This window comes from Paenibacillus sp. FSL P4-0127 (genome assembly GCF_038007325.1).
Classification (GTDB): Bacteria; Bacillota; Bacilli; order Paenibacillales; family Paenibacillaceae; genus Fontibacillus; species Fontibacillus macerans.
In genome coordinates, this window is record NZ_JBBOWY010000001.1 from 2,922,650 (window position 1) to 2,939,568 (window position 16,919).

Here is a 16,919-nt window from a genome sequence, read left to right on the forward strand (position 1 = left end):
CCCAGAAAATGTATCTTGCCAGATTTAAATGCAACGCCAGTGCTAGAATCGGCTTGGCACGGTGAAAAACGGGCGCTTTGAGCGAAATCTATTGGATATTTTTCAATTAGAGATCAAAATTGCCTCCGATTTTCGTCAATCTATTGGATTTTTTCCAATCAGGCGGTAGGGCAACTGAACTTTGTTACGGTTATCGGCAGGCCGATTCGAAAATCTTCCGTTAAGGGAACGGAGGATTTTTTTATTTTTTTATTGAAAGCGCTATATCCAAAACAAAACAAATGGTTTAAAATTAAAACAAACAAAAATAAAGAAAAAAACAAACATTCAAAAATGGAGGTAAAGAAAAAACATGGTTCAGAACTTATGGGATTCATCCAAAGCAGCGGCATTAACTCCCGGACTTGATGAGCTGGTGTACCGCTCCAACCTGCTGGGCGTGGACCGCCGGGTATGCAACTGGGGCGGAGGCAACACGTCGAGCAAAACGATCGAAAAAGATTTTCGCGGGCGCGACGTCGAGGTGATGTGGGTAAAAGGCAGCGGATCGGACCTGGCGACGATGAAGGCGGGAAATTTCACCGGCTTGCGTATGGACGATATCCGGCCGCTGTTCGAGCGGGAGGAGATGTCCGATGAGGAGATGGTCGCTTACCTGGCGAACTGCATGATCGATGCTAAACATCCGCGCGCGTCAATCGAGACGCTGCTGCACGCTTTTTTGCCGTTCAAGCATGTGGATCACACCCACCCGGACGCGATCATCAGTTTGTGCTGCGCCGATAACGGCAAAGAGATTGCCCGGGAAATTTACGGCAGCCGTTTCGTCTGGGTTCCTTATATCCGGCCGGGCTTCACGTTGTCCAAAATGATCGCCGAAGGCGTGCTGGCCAACCCTGAAGCGGAGCTGGTGCTGATGGAAAAGCACGGGCTCGTGACCTGGGGCGATACGCCGGAAGCCTGCTACGCCAAAACGGTCGCGATCATCAATGAAGCGGAACGATACATTGAAGCGCAGGTTCAGGCGCAGGCCGCGGAAGGCCGCGTGTTCGGCGGAGCTAAGGCCGAGCCGCTTCCGGCGGAGCAGCGCAAACGGATCGCGGCGGCGGTGATGCCGCTGGTCAGGGGGCTGGCGAGCGGCGACAAGCCGGTGATCGTCACGTTTGACGACGAAGCCGATGTGCTGGAATTCACCGGCAGCCGGAACGCCGCGCAGTTGTCGCAAATCGGCGCCGCCTGCCCGGATCACCTGGTGCATACCAAGGTGGTGCCGCTGTTTGTCGACTGGACGCCGGACGCGGACGATATCGATGGCCTGAAAAACAAATTAAAGGACGGTATCGCGGCCTATAAAGAGCAGTATCAGGCTTATTTTGAGCGCAACAAGCAGGCGGATGACGTGATGTCGGGCGCGGCTCCCCGCGTGATCCTGATCCCCGGCCTCGGGATGCTGAACACCGGCAAAAGCTGGACCAACTCCAAGCTGAGCGGCGCTTTGTACCACCGGGCGATCGCCGTGATGAAAGGAGCGACCGCGCTCGGCCGCTTCGTGTCGCTTAGCGAAAACGAGTCTTATAACGTAGAGTACTGGCCGCTGGAGCTGTACAAATTGTCGCTTGCCCCCGCAGAAGCAGAATTCTCCCGCAAGGTCGCTTTTATTACCGGAGGGGCCGGCGGCATCGGCAGCGAAACGGCACGGCGTTTGGTAGAAGAAGGCGCTCATGTTGTGCTCGCGGACCTCAACCTGGAAGGCGCGCAAAAAGTGGCCGCCGAAATCAACGCCAAATTCGGGGAAAACCGGGCGCTGGCGGTCAAAATGGACGTAACCCAGGAAGACCAGGTGGCGGCGGCCTATGCGGAAACGGCGCTTGCCTACGGGGGCGTGGACATCATCGTCAACAACGCCGGACTTGCCACCTCCAGCCCGTTCACGGAAACGTCGCTAAAGGAATGGAATTTGAATATTTCCGTGCTTGGCACGGGATATTTTCTCGTGGCCCGCGAAGCGTTCAAACAGATGAAGGAGCAAAATACCGGCGGCAGCATGGTGTTCATCGGCTCGAAAAACTCGGTGTATGCGGGGAAAAACGTCACCGCCTACAGCTCCGCCAAAGCGCTGGAAGCCCATTTGGCCCGCTGCATCGCCGCCGAGGGCGGGGAAATCGGCATCCGCGTCAATACGATTTTGCCGGATGCAATTTTGCAGGGTTCGGCGATATGGAACTCTAACTGGCGCAACGAGCGGGCCGCCGCCTACGGCATCGAACCGGATCAATTGGAGGAGTACTACCGCAAGCGGACGACGCTGCTCGTCAACATTTATCCGCGCGACATCGCCGAAGGCGTGGCGTTCTTCGCTTCGTCGAAAGCGGCCAAAACGACCGGCTGCATGCTGACGATCGACGGCGGGGTTCCGGCGGCTTTTGTCCGCTAATTTGTTTGCTAATATGAAGACTAGTTTTATGAGGGGGTTCACGGAGGGGCTCAGGCAGCACCTCACGTTATTTTCAAAACGTTCAACTAGAAAGGATAGGGCAGGAGGATGCAGATGTTAGCTGCGGAGAGATATGAAAAAATCGTCCGCCTCGTCAACGAACGCGGCAGCATGCGCGTGTCGGAACTGAGCGAGCTGTGCCAGGTGACCGAGGAGACGATCCGGCGGGACCTGGACCGGCTGGAAAGCGCGGGGCGGCTGCTCCGCTCCCACGGCGGCGCGGTCAGTGTGCAGGGCCACCAGCCGGAGACGCCTTACTTCGAACGCGAGGTCATGCAGGCGGAGGAGAAAAAAAGAATCGCCCGCGAAGCGGTGAAGCGGATTCAGCCCCGGGAGCGGATTTTGCTTGATGCAAGCACGACGGCCTGGTACATGGCGGCCGATTTGCCGGATATGCCGCTGACCGTGCTGACCAATTCGCTGAAGGTGGCCGCCGAGCTCGGGAACAAGGAGCAGATCGAGGTCATTTCCACGGGCGGCCAGCTGGCGCGGCGTTCGATGTCCTGGGTGGGGCCGCTCGCCGAGCGCTCTTTGGACGCGTACCACGTCGACAAGCTGTTTTTATCATGCAAAGGGTTCCACCTCGAGCGCGGGATCAGCGAGTCGAACGAACTGCAGGCGATGGTCAAGCGGAAAATGATCGACATCGCGGACGAGGTCGTGCTGCTGGCCGATGCCAGCAAATTCGGGCAGCAGTCTTTTGCCCATGTGGCTCCGACCGAGCGGCTGCATACGATCATCACCGATTACCGGCCGGATGAAGCGGTTTTGGGCGAGCTGGGCAAGCGGTCGATCGAGTTGGTTTCGGTTTAAGCTGATCTCGGTTTGAGCGGATGAGCGGATTGACCGGATGAGCGGATTGACCGGAGTATCCGCTACGCTGCGAACACCGGCAGGCAAGAAAAACGCATGGGAGGTGCTTAAGATGGACAAACAAACGGACGATGGAGTGCGTACGGAAATAGGGAAGATCGTAACAAATTCAGCGGAAAAGACAGATTCGGCCGCCGCTCCGGACATCAAGGTGTCGATGTTTATCACCTGCATCAGCGACGCGGTGTACCCGCGCATCGGCGAGGCGATGGCCCGGCTGCTTGCAAGGCTGGGCGTCAAGCTGGAGTTCCCTGCGAAGCAGACGTGCTGCGGACAACCGGCGTTCAACAGCGGGTACTGGGATGAGGCGCGGAAGTCGGCGGCCACGCTGCTGGAGGCTTTTGCGGACAGCGACTTTGTCATTGCGCCCTCGGGGTCGTGCATCGGGATGATCCACCATTACCCCAAGCTGTTCGAAAACGATCCCGTTCGGCTGGCGATGGCGCGGGAGCTGCAAAACAAATCGTACGAGTTTACGCAGTTTCTCGTGCAGGTGCTGGGCGTTGCCGACCTGGGCGCCGTGTTCCCGCATAAGGTCACTTACCATCCTTCCTGTCACGGCATCCGGCTGCTGGGCATCAAGGACGAACCGATGGCGCTGCTGCAAAACGTCAGGGAACTGGATCTGGTTCCGCTTCCGTTCGCGGAGGATTGCTGCGGCTTCGGCGGAACGTTTGCAGTGAAGATGGCCGGCATCTCCGGGGCGATGGTGACGGAAAAAGCCGACCACGTGCTGGAGACGGAGGCGGAGGTGCTGACCGGGCTGGATATGGCCTGCCTGATGAACATCGCCGGCAATTTACGCTACCGCAAGCAGCCGGTGCGCGTCATGCATCTGGCGGAACTGCTGTACGAGGGGGTGAGCGGAGCATGAACCAGGGAAGCACGACAGCTTCGCAAGCCCAAGCTCAAACTCAAACTCTAGTCCAAATCCAAACCCAAACCCGGCCCCAGCCTGCCACGGTCAAAAAGCGCGCGGAGCTGGCGCTGAACAACGATTTTTTGCGCAAAGCGGTGCGTTTTACGACGGAACGGCTGCGGGACGGGAAAAAGAAAGCGTCCGCAGATCACGGCCATTGGGAGGAATGGCGGGAGCGCGGGCGGCAAATCCGCCTGCATACGATCGCCCATCTCGACTACTACTTGAACCGTTTTGCCGAGCAGGCCCGGGCCAACGGTGCGCACGTCCATTTTGCCGCGACCGGCGAGGGGGCGGTCCGCATTGCCCTGGAGATCGCCGAGCGCAAGCACGCCGGCTCTGTGGTCAAATCGAAGTCGATGGTCAGCGAGGAGCTGCATATCAACAAAGCGCTGGAAAACATCGGCGTGGAGACGGTGGAAACCGACCTGGGCGAATACATCATCCAGCTCGCCGGGGAGGCCCCGTCCCATATCATAATCCCGGCGATTCATAAAAACCGCTACCAGATCGCCGAACTGCTGTCGCGCGAGGCGGGGGCGGAGCTGCCGCCCGATACGGCCGTGCTGGCCGGTTTCGTCCGGCGGAAGCTGCGCGCCAAATTTCTGGAGGCGGACATCGGCATGACCGGCTGCAATTTTGCCATCGCCGAGACCGGCTCGATCGTGCTGTTCGAAAACGAAGGCAACGCGCGGATGGTGTCCACCGTGCCGAAAACGCAGATCACCTTTATGGGCATGGAACGGATCATTCCGTCCTGGACCGATCTCGAAGTGATGGCGACGCTACTGCCGCGTTCGGCGACGGGACAAAAGCTGACCGTCTACATGTCCGGCATTACCGGCCCGCGGCGAACCGGCGATGGCGACGGTCCGGAAGAAATGCACATCATCATCCTCGACAACGGGCGCTCCGAACAGCTCGGCGATCCGGAGTTCCAGGAGCTGCTGAACTGCATCCGCTGCGGCGCCTGCCTGAACGCCTGCCCGGTGTACCGCCACATCGGCGGCCACGCCTACGGCGGGACGTACAGCGGCCCGATCGGGGCGGTGCTGACGCCGGCGCTCAACCGCAATGTGGCCGAATGGGACGACATCGCTTCGGCCTCCAGCCTGTGCGGGGCTTGTTACGAAGCTTGCCCGGTCAAAATCCCGCTGCATGACATGCTTGTCTACTTGCGCAGACGCAAGGTCGAGCAGGGCTACGGGAACAAGCTGGAGAACGCCGGGATGAAGGGCTTCGCCGCCGTGATGGCGAACTCCAAGCGGTTTCACCAGGCGCTGAAGCTCGGGCGCATTGCGCAAAAGCTCGTCGTGCGCGGCGGCGAAATCCCGGCGCGGATCGGCCCGTTGAAGGGCTGGAACAGCTACCGCGTCGCTCCGAGCTTGGACCGGCAGCCGTTCCGCGAGCGCTGGGGCGGGCTGGAGCGGGAGCTGAACGCGGCGGCCCAAGCGGCGCAGCCGGCGGCGCGCCGGAACACGCAGGAGCGGCTGCAGGCCGCGCTGAAGAAACGTCCGGCCGGCGGGCAGCAGCCTTCAGGCTGGCAACCGGCCGGTCAGGCATCCGTAATGAAAGAAGGTCATACGTATGATGGATAAGGACTACGGCCGTTGGCTCAAGGAAATGGAAGCGGATTCGCGCGCCAAGCAGGAGCAGTTTATGAACCGGATCGCCGGGCGTCTGAAGCGGCCGAGACTTCAGGAAGCTCCGCAGCGCGCTTTTAAGGGAGCGCCGGATTACTGGCGGGAGTTTGAGTGGAGTCCGGAGGAGAAGCTTAACCGGTTTGCGGAAAGCTTCACGAGCGCCGGGGGGCATGTGGTGCGGCTGGCGGATATGGAAGCGGCCAAGACGTTTATGCTCGGTAAAGCGGAGGAAATGAAGGCGCGGTATATTTTGCGCCAAAACGATCCCGCGCTGGCGGAACTCGGGCTGGAAAGGGCGCTCGCCGCTTCCGGCGCCCGGCTGTCGGTGTGGAACGGAGGCGCCGAAGAGCCGTGGATCGCCCGCGCCGCGGAGGCGGACTTCGGCATCGTGATGGCCGATTGCGCCGTGGCTTACACCGGCTCCCTGGTCGTTAAATCGTCCCCGGAAAAAGGCCGCTCGGTCAGCCTGCTGCCGACGGTGCTGATCGCCGTCGTTCCCGTCGGGCGGATGAAGACACGGCTCGGCGAGGTGCTGGACGAATTTGACGAAGCGGGACGCTCCGCCCTGCCGGCCGGCATCCATTTCATCTCCGGGCCGAGCCGCTCCGCGGACATCGAAAACGACCTGACGATCGGCGTGCACGGCCCCGGCGTCGTGTTTGCCCTGCTGGTCGGTTAGTACAGCACCTCGATATTTTTGTCCCGCAGCAGCTTTAGCCAGGTTTCGGATGGACGGCGATCGGTGATCAAATAATCGATCTGCTCCCAATCGGCCAGCTTGACGAAGGCGGTTTTGTCGAATTTGGTGTGGTCGGCGAGCAGGATCACTTTGCCGGCATGGCGCAGCATATGCTTCTTGAGCTCGCATTCCGGCTCGTTGGAATCGGAGACGCCTTTGGCGAGCGACATGCCTTTGCAGCTGATGATGGCGGTGTCGGCGTTGTATTTTTGCACCGTCTGTTCGGCGGTCGGCCCGACCAGCGACAGCGAGCGGCCGCGCAGCGTACCGCCGGTCGAGATGACCTGCAGCCCGGCGCCGGCGAATTCCTGCAGCACGCTGACGGAATTGGTGATGACGGTGACGTTGTTTTTCGGCGGCAAAGTTTTCAAAAACTCAAAACAAGTCGAGCTCGGGTCAACCATCAGCGTATCGCCGTCATGGATCAGGTCCATCGCTTTCAGGGCGATTTGCCGCTTGACCTCCACGTTCAGCGTATTGCGGGTCGTATACGGAAGATCCTCGTTCGTGTGCAGGACCAGCATGGCGCCGCCGTAGGTGCGGTTGACGATCCCCTCCTTTTCCAGCTTTTCGAGATCGCGGCGGATCGTCTCTTCCGTCACCTCGAACATCCGGCTTAATTCCGACACCAGCACGCGTTTGTCCTGGTGCAGCAGGTCGATGATTTTTTGCTTTCGTTCAGCCGCCAGCATGGCGTTCACCTCGGGATTTCTTTTTATAAGGCCCCAAATTGGCCTAGTCTTCCATTTCATCATAGCGGTAATCCTTAACCTTTTGAACCTCTCGTGGCTAAAGCCGCGAGATTCTTGGGTAGTCCGTTCTGCTGAACAGAATTGGCACATAATGTGCCGCCAAGCTATCCCCGAAGTTCCTGCGGTTCCTGCATTTACGCAGATAGGAGCCTCTTGCCTTCGGCAAGGATGTTTTTGCTTGCATTGATATCCCGATCATGGCGGGTTTGGCAGGCCGGACATATCCACTCCCGAATATGAAGGTCTTTAAGTTCTTTATTTTGGTAACCACAACACGAACAGAGTTGAGAAGAGGCGAAGGTTTGGCCTACAGCAACAACGATACGTCCGTACCACATTGCCTTATATTCAAGTATCGTTCTAAATTGATACCAGGACACTTCACCAATCGCTTTGGCCAGATTGTGGTTTTTCATCAGGTTAGACACCTGCAAATCTTCAATCGCAATCATGTCGTGGTTTTTGACAATATGTGTTGATAGCTTTTGCAGGTAGTCTGTTCGGCAGTTAGCAATGCATTCATGGATTCGGGCGACCTTCACTCGTTGTTTATTCCAGCCCGAGGAACCTTTCACCGGTCTGGAAAGAATCCGCTGTTCCCGAATGAGTTTTTGTTCCATCTTCCGTAGGAATTTTGGATTCTCAAACATTTCACCGCTGGATAGAGTGGCGAAATCTTTTAGCCCCAAGTCAATTCCGACTTCTTGGTTTGTTTTTGGCAGGGGGTGTACATCGGTTTCCACTAACAGCGAAACAAAGTATTTGCCGGAAGGATTACGCCTAATCGTCGTATGCAATATACGACCTTCTACTTCTTTTGACTTGGCAAACCTTACTAACCCTATTTTAGGGAGTTTCATCTTGTTGCCTATGATCGAAATATTGCCATTGGTATAGTTGGTTTGATACGACTGTACAGGATTCTTTTTACTCTTAAATCTCGGTGCGTCAGTTTGTTTCTTAAAAAACCGGTTAAACGAATCCGCCAGATTTTTCAAGGCATTTTGCAAAGAAAACTTGTCCGGTTCTTTTAACCATTCGAGTTCTTGCTTCAATTTCGTTAGTTCAGCAGAACATGCAGCATACGACAATCCTTTTCCTGTGCTGCGGTAAGCTTCATTCCATACTCCCAAAAAGTGGTTAAATACAAAACGGGAACAGCCGATCGTCTTGTTGATGAGAACAGCCTGATCCTTGCTCGGATAAATGCGAAATTTATAGGCTTTATGGATAAGCATGCTCTCACTTCACTTTCTGATTCTTGAATATACTTTCGGATTGGTTTGTTCGCTCACCATAGTAACAAAACAGGATGATTCATCGCCATAATAATTTTACCATACGTAACAACCATGTCGATTCATTGACATGTCAAATGACATGCCTGAACCGAAGTTTTCTTACTCATGACTAAAGTCGCGAGTTTGCGAAAGCTCGTGATCAATGTCATAAATCAGACAAAAACAAAAATAAAACAACACGAACAATCTTTATTTCGTTGACAACACAGAAAAACGGGCGTAGGATGGGATTGAAGAAAGCAAGTTTTAAAAATCGGCAACATTTCAAAGCGAGGAGCGCTGAAGGGATGAATCATCATATCGCTGTCGATATCGGCGCCTCCAGCGGGAGGCTGGTTGCGGGAGAACTGCGGGACGGTTTAATAACGCTGCGGGAAATCCATCGGTTCGACAACGGCTTTGCGGAGAAAAACGGGCATTTTTACTGGGATCTCGATCATTTGTTCCGGGAAATTTTGCGGGGACTGACGGAGGCCAAACGGCTCGGCATTGCAAAATGCACGCTTGGCATCGACACCTGGGCCGTGGACTATGCGCTTCTGGACAGCCAAGGCGAACGGATCGGGGACGTGTTCTCTTACCGCGATCCCCGCACGAATGAGGCCGTGGACGAGGTCCACCGGCAGATGCCGTTTGCCGAAATCTACGCCAAAACCGGAATTCAACACCTCTCCTTTAATACGCTGTATCAATTGTACGCTCATGACCGCCGCGAGCTGGCGGCCGCCGAGCAGATCCTGCTCGTTCCGGACTATTTGTATTATTTGCTGTCGGGGCGGCGGATTCATGAAACGACAAACGCTTCGACGACGGCTATGCTGAACCTGCAAACCCGGGATTACGATCCGGAATTGCTGGCCCTGCTCGGGTTGCCGCGGGCGAAGTTTCCCGCTTTGACCGAACCGGGAACGCCGCTTGGTCCGCTGAAGCCGGAGCTGATGCAGGCGCACGATCTTCCCGAATGCGAGCTGATCTGCGCCGCAACGCACGACACGGCTTCCGCCGTGCTTGGCGTACCGGCCAGCGGAGCATCCTGGGGGTACCTCAGCAGCGGAACATGGTCGCTGATCGGTGTGGAGCGGGACGCGCCGCTGGCTACGCAGGAGGCGATGGAGCGGAATTATACGAACGAATGGGGCGCCTACGGGACGTACCGCTTTTTGAAAAACATCATGGGTATGTGGCTGATCCAGGAGGTCCGCAAGGATTACGGAAAACAGTACAGCTTTGCCGAACTCGTTACGCTGGCCGAGGAAGTTTCGCCTTTCCGTTCGCTGATTTCCTGCAACGACGACCGCTTTCTCAACCCCCGGCAAATGACGGAGGAAATCCGGCGTTACTGCGCGGAAACCGGTCAACCCGTTCCGGATACGCCGGGCGAGGTGGCGAGGTGCATTTTTGACAGCCTGGCCTTATCTTATGATTTTTACATTAAAGAGCTGGAACGTTTGACCGGGGAAAAAATCAACACCCTGCATATCGTCGGCGGCGGGGCCAACAACGAACTGTTATGCCAGCTGACGGCGGACGTGCTGGGGATCGCGGTGGAAGCGGGGCCGACGGAGTCGACCGCTTTGGGCAATCTGGCCGTGCAGATGGTGAGCTGCGGCGTTATCTCGAATATCGGCGAGGCCAGGGAAATCATCCGGCGCTCTTTTGCGGTTCGCAGCTATGCCCCGCAGCCGGTCGATCCGGAAGCGATCGCTGAGGCACGCAGCCGGTTCGCGGCGCTGACGGCGCCGACGGTCCATCCATAAATGAAAAAAAGAGGAGGAGAACACGATGGAGCAAAGCATTGCAAACAGCTACAACGAAGCCAAAAAGCTGTACGAACAGCATGGGATTGACGTTGAAGGCGCGCTTAAGCAGCTCGCCCGGATCAAAGTATCCGTACACTGCTGGCAGGGGGACGACGTCCGGGGATTTTTAAGCAAAGACAAGGAACTGAGCGGCGGCATCGCGGTCACCGGCAGCTATCCCGGCCGGGCGCGGACGCCGGAAGAGCTGCGAAAAGATTTGGAGCAGGCGTTCGCTCTGATTCCGGGAAAACATAAGGTGAACCTGCATGCCATTTACGCCGACACGGACGAAACCGTGGATTTGGATGTCTTGGAGCCAAGGCATTTTACCGGATGGGTTGACTGGGCGAAGGAGCAGGGGCTTGGCCTCGATTTCAACCCGACATGTTTTTCGCATGATAAAGCCAAAGACGGGTTTACGCTCAGCCATCCCGACCCGGAAATCCGCCGGTTCTGGATCGACCACTGCAAAGCCTCGCGCAAAATCGCCGAATCGTTCGGCAAAGCGCTTGGCCAGCCGTGCGTGACAAATGTCTGGATTCCCGACGGTTTCAAGGATTCCCCGGTCGACCGCCTGTCGCCGCGGGTGCGGCTGAAGGAAGCGCTTGACGAGGTTTTCGCCGAGGAGATCAGCGAGGAATACAACATCGACGCCGTCGAAAGCAAGCTGTTTGGCATCGGCTCGGAAAGCTACGTCGTCGGATCGCATGAATTTTATATGGGCTACGCGCTGACTAGAGGCAAAGCGGTGTGCTTCGATTCCGGCCATTTCCATCCGACCGAAACGATTTCGAATAAGCTGTCTTCCTGGCTGCTGTTCGGCGATCAATTGCTGCTGCACGTCAGCCGTCCGGTCCGCTGGGATAGCGACCATGTCGTCACGATGGACGATGAGCTGCTGGATATCGCGCGGGAACTCGTTCGCGGCAATTTGCTGGACCGCACGCATATCGGACTCGACTTCTTCGACGGCAGCATCAACCATATCGCGGCTTGGGTGATCGGCACCCGGAACACGCTCAAAGCGCTGCTGCGCGCGATGCTGGAACCGGTCGAGCGGTTGAAGGAGCTGGAGTTGGCCGGCGATTACACGTCCCGGCTGGCGCTGGTCGAAGAATTCAAATCGTATCCGTACGGGGCGATCTGGGATTATTTCTGCGCTGCGCAGGGCGTTCCGGTGAGAGAAGCGTGGCTGGCGGACGTGAAAAAATACGAAGAGAACGTCCTGGCGGTTCGCGGGTAAAGTAAAGCGGCGTTTACGGATTTTTTTCAAAATATATAAGAGGTTGTTCAAAAAGTCATCTTTTGATCACGAAGCAGGTCAAGAAGCGGAATCGACGTCGAATCTTGAATTCAGCCGGGCCTTCCGGTGCTCACGTACCCAAAACGTACGCTCCGCTCCTGACGTCCCTAACTTCATCCAACCTTCTCGGTGCTGAAAAGCCGACTTTTTGAACACGAACTAAAAGGAGAGAACCTGCTGTGAATACGATAACGGAGATGGAGAAAAGCCGGGTTTCGCGGGACTTGGAAATTCCTTTTGTCCGGGAAATGGCGGAGATTACGTACCATATGTGGCGGCTGGGCTGGGACGAACGCAACGGCGGCAATATCAGTTATTTGCTGGACGAGGCGGAGGTGCTTAAATATCTTGGCGCCGGGCAAGGGGAGAAGACGAGAAGCATTCCGCTTTCTTTTCCGGTGAAGGAGCTGGCGGGCAAATATTTTGTCGTGACAGGGTCGGGCAAATATTTCCGGAACGTGATCTCCGATCCGGCAGCGAACCTGGGCATCGTGCGGGTCGCCGCAGACGGGGAGCGGGTCGACGTGCTGTGGGGACTGCGCGACGGCGCGGTTCCGACCAGCGAGCTGGCCTCGCATTTCATGAGCCACATCGAACGGTTGAAGGCCGATCCTGAGCACCGGATCGTCATGCACTGCCATGCCACTAACGCGCTGGCGATGACGTTCATCCATGATCTGGACGAGAAAAAGCTGACGAAAACGCTGTGGGAAATGTGCACGGAGTGCCTGGTTGTGTTTCCGGACGGCGTCGGCATCGTGCCGTGGATGGTTCCGGGCAGCCCGGAAATCGGGCGGGCCACCGCCGCCAAAATGCGCGATCATCGCGTCGTGATTTGGCCGCAGCACGGGATATTCGGCAGCGGCCGCACGATGGACGAAACGTTTGGGCTGATTGAGACGGTGGAGAAGGCGGCGCAGATTTACATGCTGGTCGCGCACCATCCGATCAAGCAAAGAATCACCGATGCGCAGCTGCTTGATTTGGCTAAAGCGTTTGGGGTCACGCCGGCCGCGGGGATATTGGAATAAAGGATGTGCACCGAAAAACGGGCTCCGATTTGGGGGTCCGTTTTTTTGACATTATGGTGTCTTTCATTACGATAGACCATCAGCCCGACCTAAATCAACTGCCAAACGAATTAAAGTTTTCTTTTCAGGCTCAACCTTATAAACCGTACTTGAAGTTAGCCCCCGGCAACCGATCGTGGCAAGAAACGCGGAAGGGCTTTGAAAGCTTGAGGACAAGGAAGGCCGGTGGGTGGGCGGCAGATCAACACTCGTTGTCCGGGTGCTTTGCATGATTATCCCGTTTTATCAGGTAGCAAGGAAATGGACAAGCTCTATAAAAGTAAATATTTGGTGGAGAATCAGATCGATTCGAGAAAATGAGACAGTCTTGGGAGAGGGAAGCAGGTTTATAGGAGAAGAAACAGACCGGACAGGAGATCAATACAGGAGACCAAGAGTTGAGATTCAAGGACAAGACGCGGTGGAAACGAAAAGACCGTGATTTTACTTCAGCCTGAACCCTTCCGTCTGCAACAACGCCCGACTGTTCATGCTAACCCCCATACCGTTCATGCTAACTACCAGCTATCAAGTTGATCCGCATCAAACTCCCCCTCCACCGTTCCAACGTCTCGATCAGGCTGCAGCCGCAAGGGGCGGATTCGTTTGACGCCCGATCAGCCGGCGGTAGGGAAGCACCGGTATCGCCACACACATCTGCAGCAACTTCTGCCCCCTGAACGAAGGGATAATCGTGCAAAGGCAGCGGGCAGGGACTCCAAGGTAGAGCCACCAAGACACGAACCCTTTAGACCGCCCCCTCACCTGGCGTTGATTTCGGACACTGCTCGGAGCGGCTACGGTGCAAAAGGTACATCAAGGCTTGTCTGCCGATTTCTTGCTGTGAAAGTTGAGTTTAGGGCAGCGTCTACAGATTGGAAAGAGCCTCCCCCTGCGCCCAGCGTTGAAGTCAGATCCAGACAAAGACGCTGTCAGACGTTTTTCTTAATTAACGAAAACGCTATTGCCTTTTTGAACGGACGACTTTAAAATAAAAGTATCAAAATTTGTACGTACAACATTTTATCTCAAGTTTTTTATAATCCGATGTATGTACAAGTTGGCGATCAAGAAACAATACTTTTTTGGGAGGCGTTTTATATTATGATGCAATTGAAACCGCATTCTTTTTGGTTTGTGACCGGCAGCCAGCATTTGTACGGTCCGGAGACCCTGGAACAGGTTGCCGAGCATTCCCGGATCATCGTCGAACAGTTTGGCAAAGATCCGGTGTTTGGTTTTCCGGTGGTGTTTAAACCGATTGTTAAGAGCTCTGATGAAATATACAAATTGATTTTGGAAGCGAACGGCGATGAGACGTGCGCGGGGATCATCACCTGGATGCACACGTTCTCCCCGGCCAAGATGTGGATTGCGGGGCTGTCTCAGCTGCAGAAGCCGCTGCTTCATTTCCATACGCAATTTAACCGCGATATTCCGTGGGAAACGATCGATATGGACTTCATGAACCTGAACCAGTCGGCGCACGGTGACCGCGAATACGGCCACATCGGCGCCCGCTTGGGGATCGCCCGCAAAATCGTCGTCGGCCACTGGGAGGACGCGGAGGTGCGCGCCAGCATCGCCGGCTGGATGCGGACGGCCGCAGCTTACGCCGAAAGCCGCCAGCTGAAGGTAGCCCGGTTCGGCGACAACATGCGCGAGGTGGCCGTGACCGAAGGCGACAAGGTGGAAGCTCAAATCAAGTTCGGCTGGTCGGTGAACGGCTACGGCGTAGGCGACTTGGTGCAGGTGCTGAACGAGGTGAGCGACGCCGAAGTGAAGGCGCTGCTGGAAGAATACGCGGAAACGTACACGATCACGCAAGCCGGCTTAAGCGAAGGACCGGTCCGCGATTCGATCGCTTATCAGGCCAAGCTGGAAATCGCCATGAAACGCTTCCTCGAGGCCGGCGGGTTCGGCGCGTTTACGACGACGTTCGAAGACCTGCACGGACTGAAGCAGCTTCCGGGCCTGGCGGTGCAGCGCCTGATGGAAGCGGGCTATGGCTTCGGCGGCGAAGGCGACTGGAAAACCTCGGCCCTGACGCGCGTGCTGAAGGTGCTGGCGAACAACAAAAGCACGTCCTTTATGGAGGACTACACGTATCATTTCGAGCCGGGCAACAACATGATTCTGGGCGCGCACATGCTTGAGGTATGCCCGACGGTCGCGGCGACGAAGCCGACGATCGAGGTGCATCCGCTCGGCATCGGCGGCAAGGCGGATCCGGCGCGGATCGTGTTCGACGGCCAGGACGGACCGGCGGTGAACGCCTCGCTCGTCGACCTGGGACACCGGTTCCGGCTGCTCGTCAACGTCGTGGACGGCGTGAAGGTCGACAAACCGATGCCGAAGCTGCCGGTGGCCCGCGTGTTGTGGAAGCCGCAGCCGTCGCTGCGCGAGTCGGCGGAAGCGTGGATTTTGGCCGGCGGGGCGCATCATACCGTCCTGTCCTACGCCATCACGGCGGAAAATCTGGCGGACTGGGCGGAAATGGCCGGCATCGAAGCGGTGTTCATCGACAAGGACACGTCCGTACAGCGCTTCAAAAACGAGCTGCGCTGGAGCGACGCCGCATACCGCTTGCGTTAATCGCAGCCAGGCCGGACCGGCGGGTGGATATTGCTTGCGCTAACCGCAGCCGCTTCACGGCTCCGGCGGTTGCATTGGTTTCGTATTTTGCTTAACCTATGCGTTCACCCGGCATGTGATACAATAGCGGGTATATAGGTGATTGTGAGGGTGGACGAGAAATGAACGATAAAAAAATTCCAAAATATTTGCAGTTGAAACGCGAACTGCTGTCGTGGCTGGAGTCCGGAAAATTGCAGCCCGGCGATCAGTTTCCTTCGGAAAACGAAATTGCCGAGCAGTTTGGCTTAAGCCGTCAGACTGTGCGGCAAACGTTCGGGGAGCTGGAGAAAGACGGCTGGCTGGAGCGGATCCAGGGCAAGGGGACGTTCGCCCGCAATCCGGAGCGCCGGGAAGGCGAAGCCGTCAAAACGATCGGCATCATTACGACGTATATTTCCGATTATATTTTTCCCCATATCGTCAGGGGGGCGGAAGCGGAGCTGCGCAGCCGGGGGTACCGCCTGCTGCTGTCGAGCACGGACAACACGAAGGAGAAGGAAATGGACAGCCTGCAGCTGATGACGAGCCAGCCGCTCAGCGGCCTGATCATCGAGCCGACGAAAAGCGCGGAGGGAAATCCGAACCTCGGGTATTTTTTGGACCTGCAGGAAAAGGGGATTCCGTATTTGATGATCAACGAGAAATACCGCGAGCTGGAATGCCCCTGCCTGAAGGTGGACGATGAGGCGGGGGGCCGCAAGGCGGCGCGTTATCTGCTGGAGAACGGGCACCGGCAGGTCGCCGGATTTTTCAAAAGGGACGACCTGCAGGGCGTTAACCGTTTGAAGGGTTTTTTGTCGGCGCATCGGGAATACGGAATTTCCGTCTCGCCGCAGCACGTCGTTACTTATACAACGGAGCAGAAGGCCGACTTTACGTATATGCGGACCATCGAGCTGTTGCAAGGGCCGCCCGAGCAGCGGCCGACCGCTTTCGTCTGCTACAACGACGAACTGGCGGTCATCCTGATGGACGCTGCCGCGGCCTGTGGTTTGCAGGTTCCGGAGGACATTTCCGTCATCGGGTTCGACGACTCCAGCCTGGCGGCCGCCTCGGGAACAAAGCTGACGACGCTGACCCATCCGAAAACCGTCATGGGCGAGCTGGCGGCGAGGCAGCTGATCGGCATGATCGAACAGGGCGATAGATATGAGGATACGGTGTTTGAACCGGAGCTGATCGTGCGGGATTCCGTGCGGCATCTAAGCGGCAACTAGAGCACGGATTCCGTGCGGCATCTAAGCGGCAACTAGAGCGGGATTCCGTGCGGCAGCCAGAACGGGAACCCCGCGCGGCAGCTGAACGCTAATTCGAGCGGGAATCCCTCCGCCTGCGGCGGGAGTATTTTTGGGAATGTGAAATTTTGGGTTAACTTTGAAATGGGTTCGG

The 16,919-nt window shown here is 56.7% G+C and carries 12 protein-coding genes; 10 read left to right on the forward strand and 2 right to left on the reverse strand.

Going from position 1 to position 16,919, the window contains the following annotated elements; all coding sequences use genetic code 11:
- The first annotated feature begins 352 nt into the window (after nucleotides 1–352).
- The 5 genes from NYE74_RS13130 to NYE74_RS13150 all read left to right on the forward strand — a co-directional run bounded on the left by NYE74_RS13130 (nucleotide 353) and on the right by NYE74_RS13150 (nucleotide 6,608).
- Nucleotides 353–2,434: a bifunctional aldolase/short-chain dehydrogenase gene (locus NYE74_RS13130; RefSeq protein ID WP_340928517.1), complete on the forward strand. Its 2,082-nt coding sequence runs from the start codon at nucleotides 353–355 to the stop codon at nucleotides 2,432–2,434.
- A 114-nt stretch (nucleotides 2,435–2,548) separates the two neighbouring features.
- A complete protein-coding gene (locus tag NYE74_RS13135; protein ID WP_340928516.1) occupies nucleotides 2,549–3,307 on the forward strand; it encodes a DeoR/GlpR family DNA-binding transcription regulator in 759 nt (252 codons plus the stop codon).
- Between the two features lie 205 nt (nucleotides 3,308–3,512).
- The gene (locus NYE74_RS13140; protein ID WP_328273783.1) at nucleotides 3,513–4,241 is read left to right on the forward strand and encodes a (Fe-S)-binding protein; all 729 of its coding nucleotides are present in this window, start codon (nucleotides 3,513–3,515) and stop codon (nucleotides 4,239–4,241) included.
- Nucleotides 4,238–5,884, forward strand: coding sequence for a LutB/LldF family L-lactate oxidation iron-sulfur protein (locus NYE74_RS13145; RefSeq protein ID WP_340928514.1), 1,647 nt, complete (start codon nucleotides 4,238–4,240; stop codon nucleotides 5,882–5,884). The genes NYE74_RS13140 and NYE74_RS13145 overlap by 4 nt, the downstream gene beginning before the upstream one ends.
- Nucleotides 5,877–6,608, forward strand: a complete 732-nt coding sequence (locus NYE74_RS13150) for a LutC/YkgG family protein (protein ID WP_341005313.1) — start codon at nucleotides 5,877–5,879, stop codon at nucleotides 6,606–6,608. The genes NYE74_RS13145 and NYE74_RS13150 overlap by 8 nt, the downstream gene beginning before the upstream one ends.
- On the opposite strand, the gene NYE74_RS13155 is transcribed toward NYE74_RS13150, so the two are convergent.
- Together NYE74_RS13155 and tnpB are read right to left on the reverse strand one after the other, a co-directional pair.
- Entirely contained in the window at nucleotides 6,605–7,360 is a 756-nt protein-coding gene (locus NYE74_RS13155; RefSeq protein WP_328272666.1) for a DeoR/GlpR family DNA-binding transcription regulator, read from the reverse strand. The genes NYE74_RS13150 and NYE74_RS13155 overlap by 4 nt on opposite strands.
- A gap of 194 nt (nucleotides 7,361–7,554) precedes the next feature.
- Entirely contained in the window at nucleotides 7,555–8,658 is a 1,104-nt protein-coding gene (tnpB, locus tag NYE74_RS13160; protein ID WP_328272665.1) for an IS200/IS605 family element RNA-guided endonuclease TnpB, read from the reverse strand.
- A gap of 350 nt (nucleotides 8,659–9,008) precedes the next feature.
- Here tnpB and rhaB point away from each other — a divergent pair, with 350 nt between their 5' ends.
- The 5 genes from rhaB (at nucleotide 9,009) to NYE74_RS13185 (ending at nucleotide 16,747) form a co-directional block, all read left to right on the forward strand.
- Nucleotides 9,009–10,478, forward strand: coding sequence for a rhamnulokinase (rhaB, locus tag NYE74_RS13165; protein ID WP_328272664.1), 1,470 nt, complete (start codon nucleotides 9,009–9,011; stop codon nucleotides 10,476–10,478).
- Between the two features lie 25 nt (nucleotides 10,479–10,503).
- Entirely contained in the window at nucleotides 10,504–11,763 is a 1,260-nt protein-coding gene (rhaA, locus tag NYE74_RS13170) for an L-rhamnose isomerase (RefSeq protein ID WP_328272663.1), read from the forward strand.
- Between the two features lie 257 nt (nucleotides 11,764–12,020).
- A complete protein-coding gene (gene rhaD, locus NYE74_RS13175) occupies nucleotides 12,021–12,854 on the forward strand; it encodes a rhamnulose-1-phosphate aldolase (protein WP_445323421.1) in 834 nt (277 codons plus the stop codon).
- A gap of 1,143 nt (nucleotides 12,855–13,997) precedes the next feature.
- Nucleotides 13,998–15,488, forward strand: coding sequence for an L-arabinose isomerase (gene araA / locus NYE74_RS13180; protein ID WP_340928510.1), 1,491 nt, complete (start codon nucleotides 13,998–14,000; stop codon nucleotides 15,486–15,488).
- 161 nt (nucleotides 15,489–15,649) lie between these two features.
- Nucleotides 15,650–16,747 (forward strand): GntR family transcriptional regulator, encoded by a 1,098-nt coding sequence (locus NYE74_RS13185; protein ID WP_328273934.1) that lies wholly within the window; start codon nucleotides 15,650–15,652, stop codon nucleotides 16,745–16,747.
- The last annotated feature ends 172 nt before the right edge of the window (nucleotides 16,748–16,919 follow it).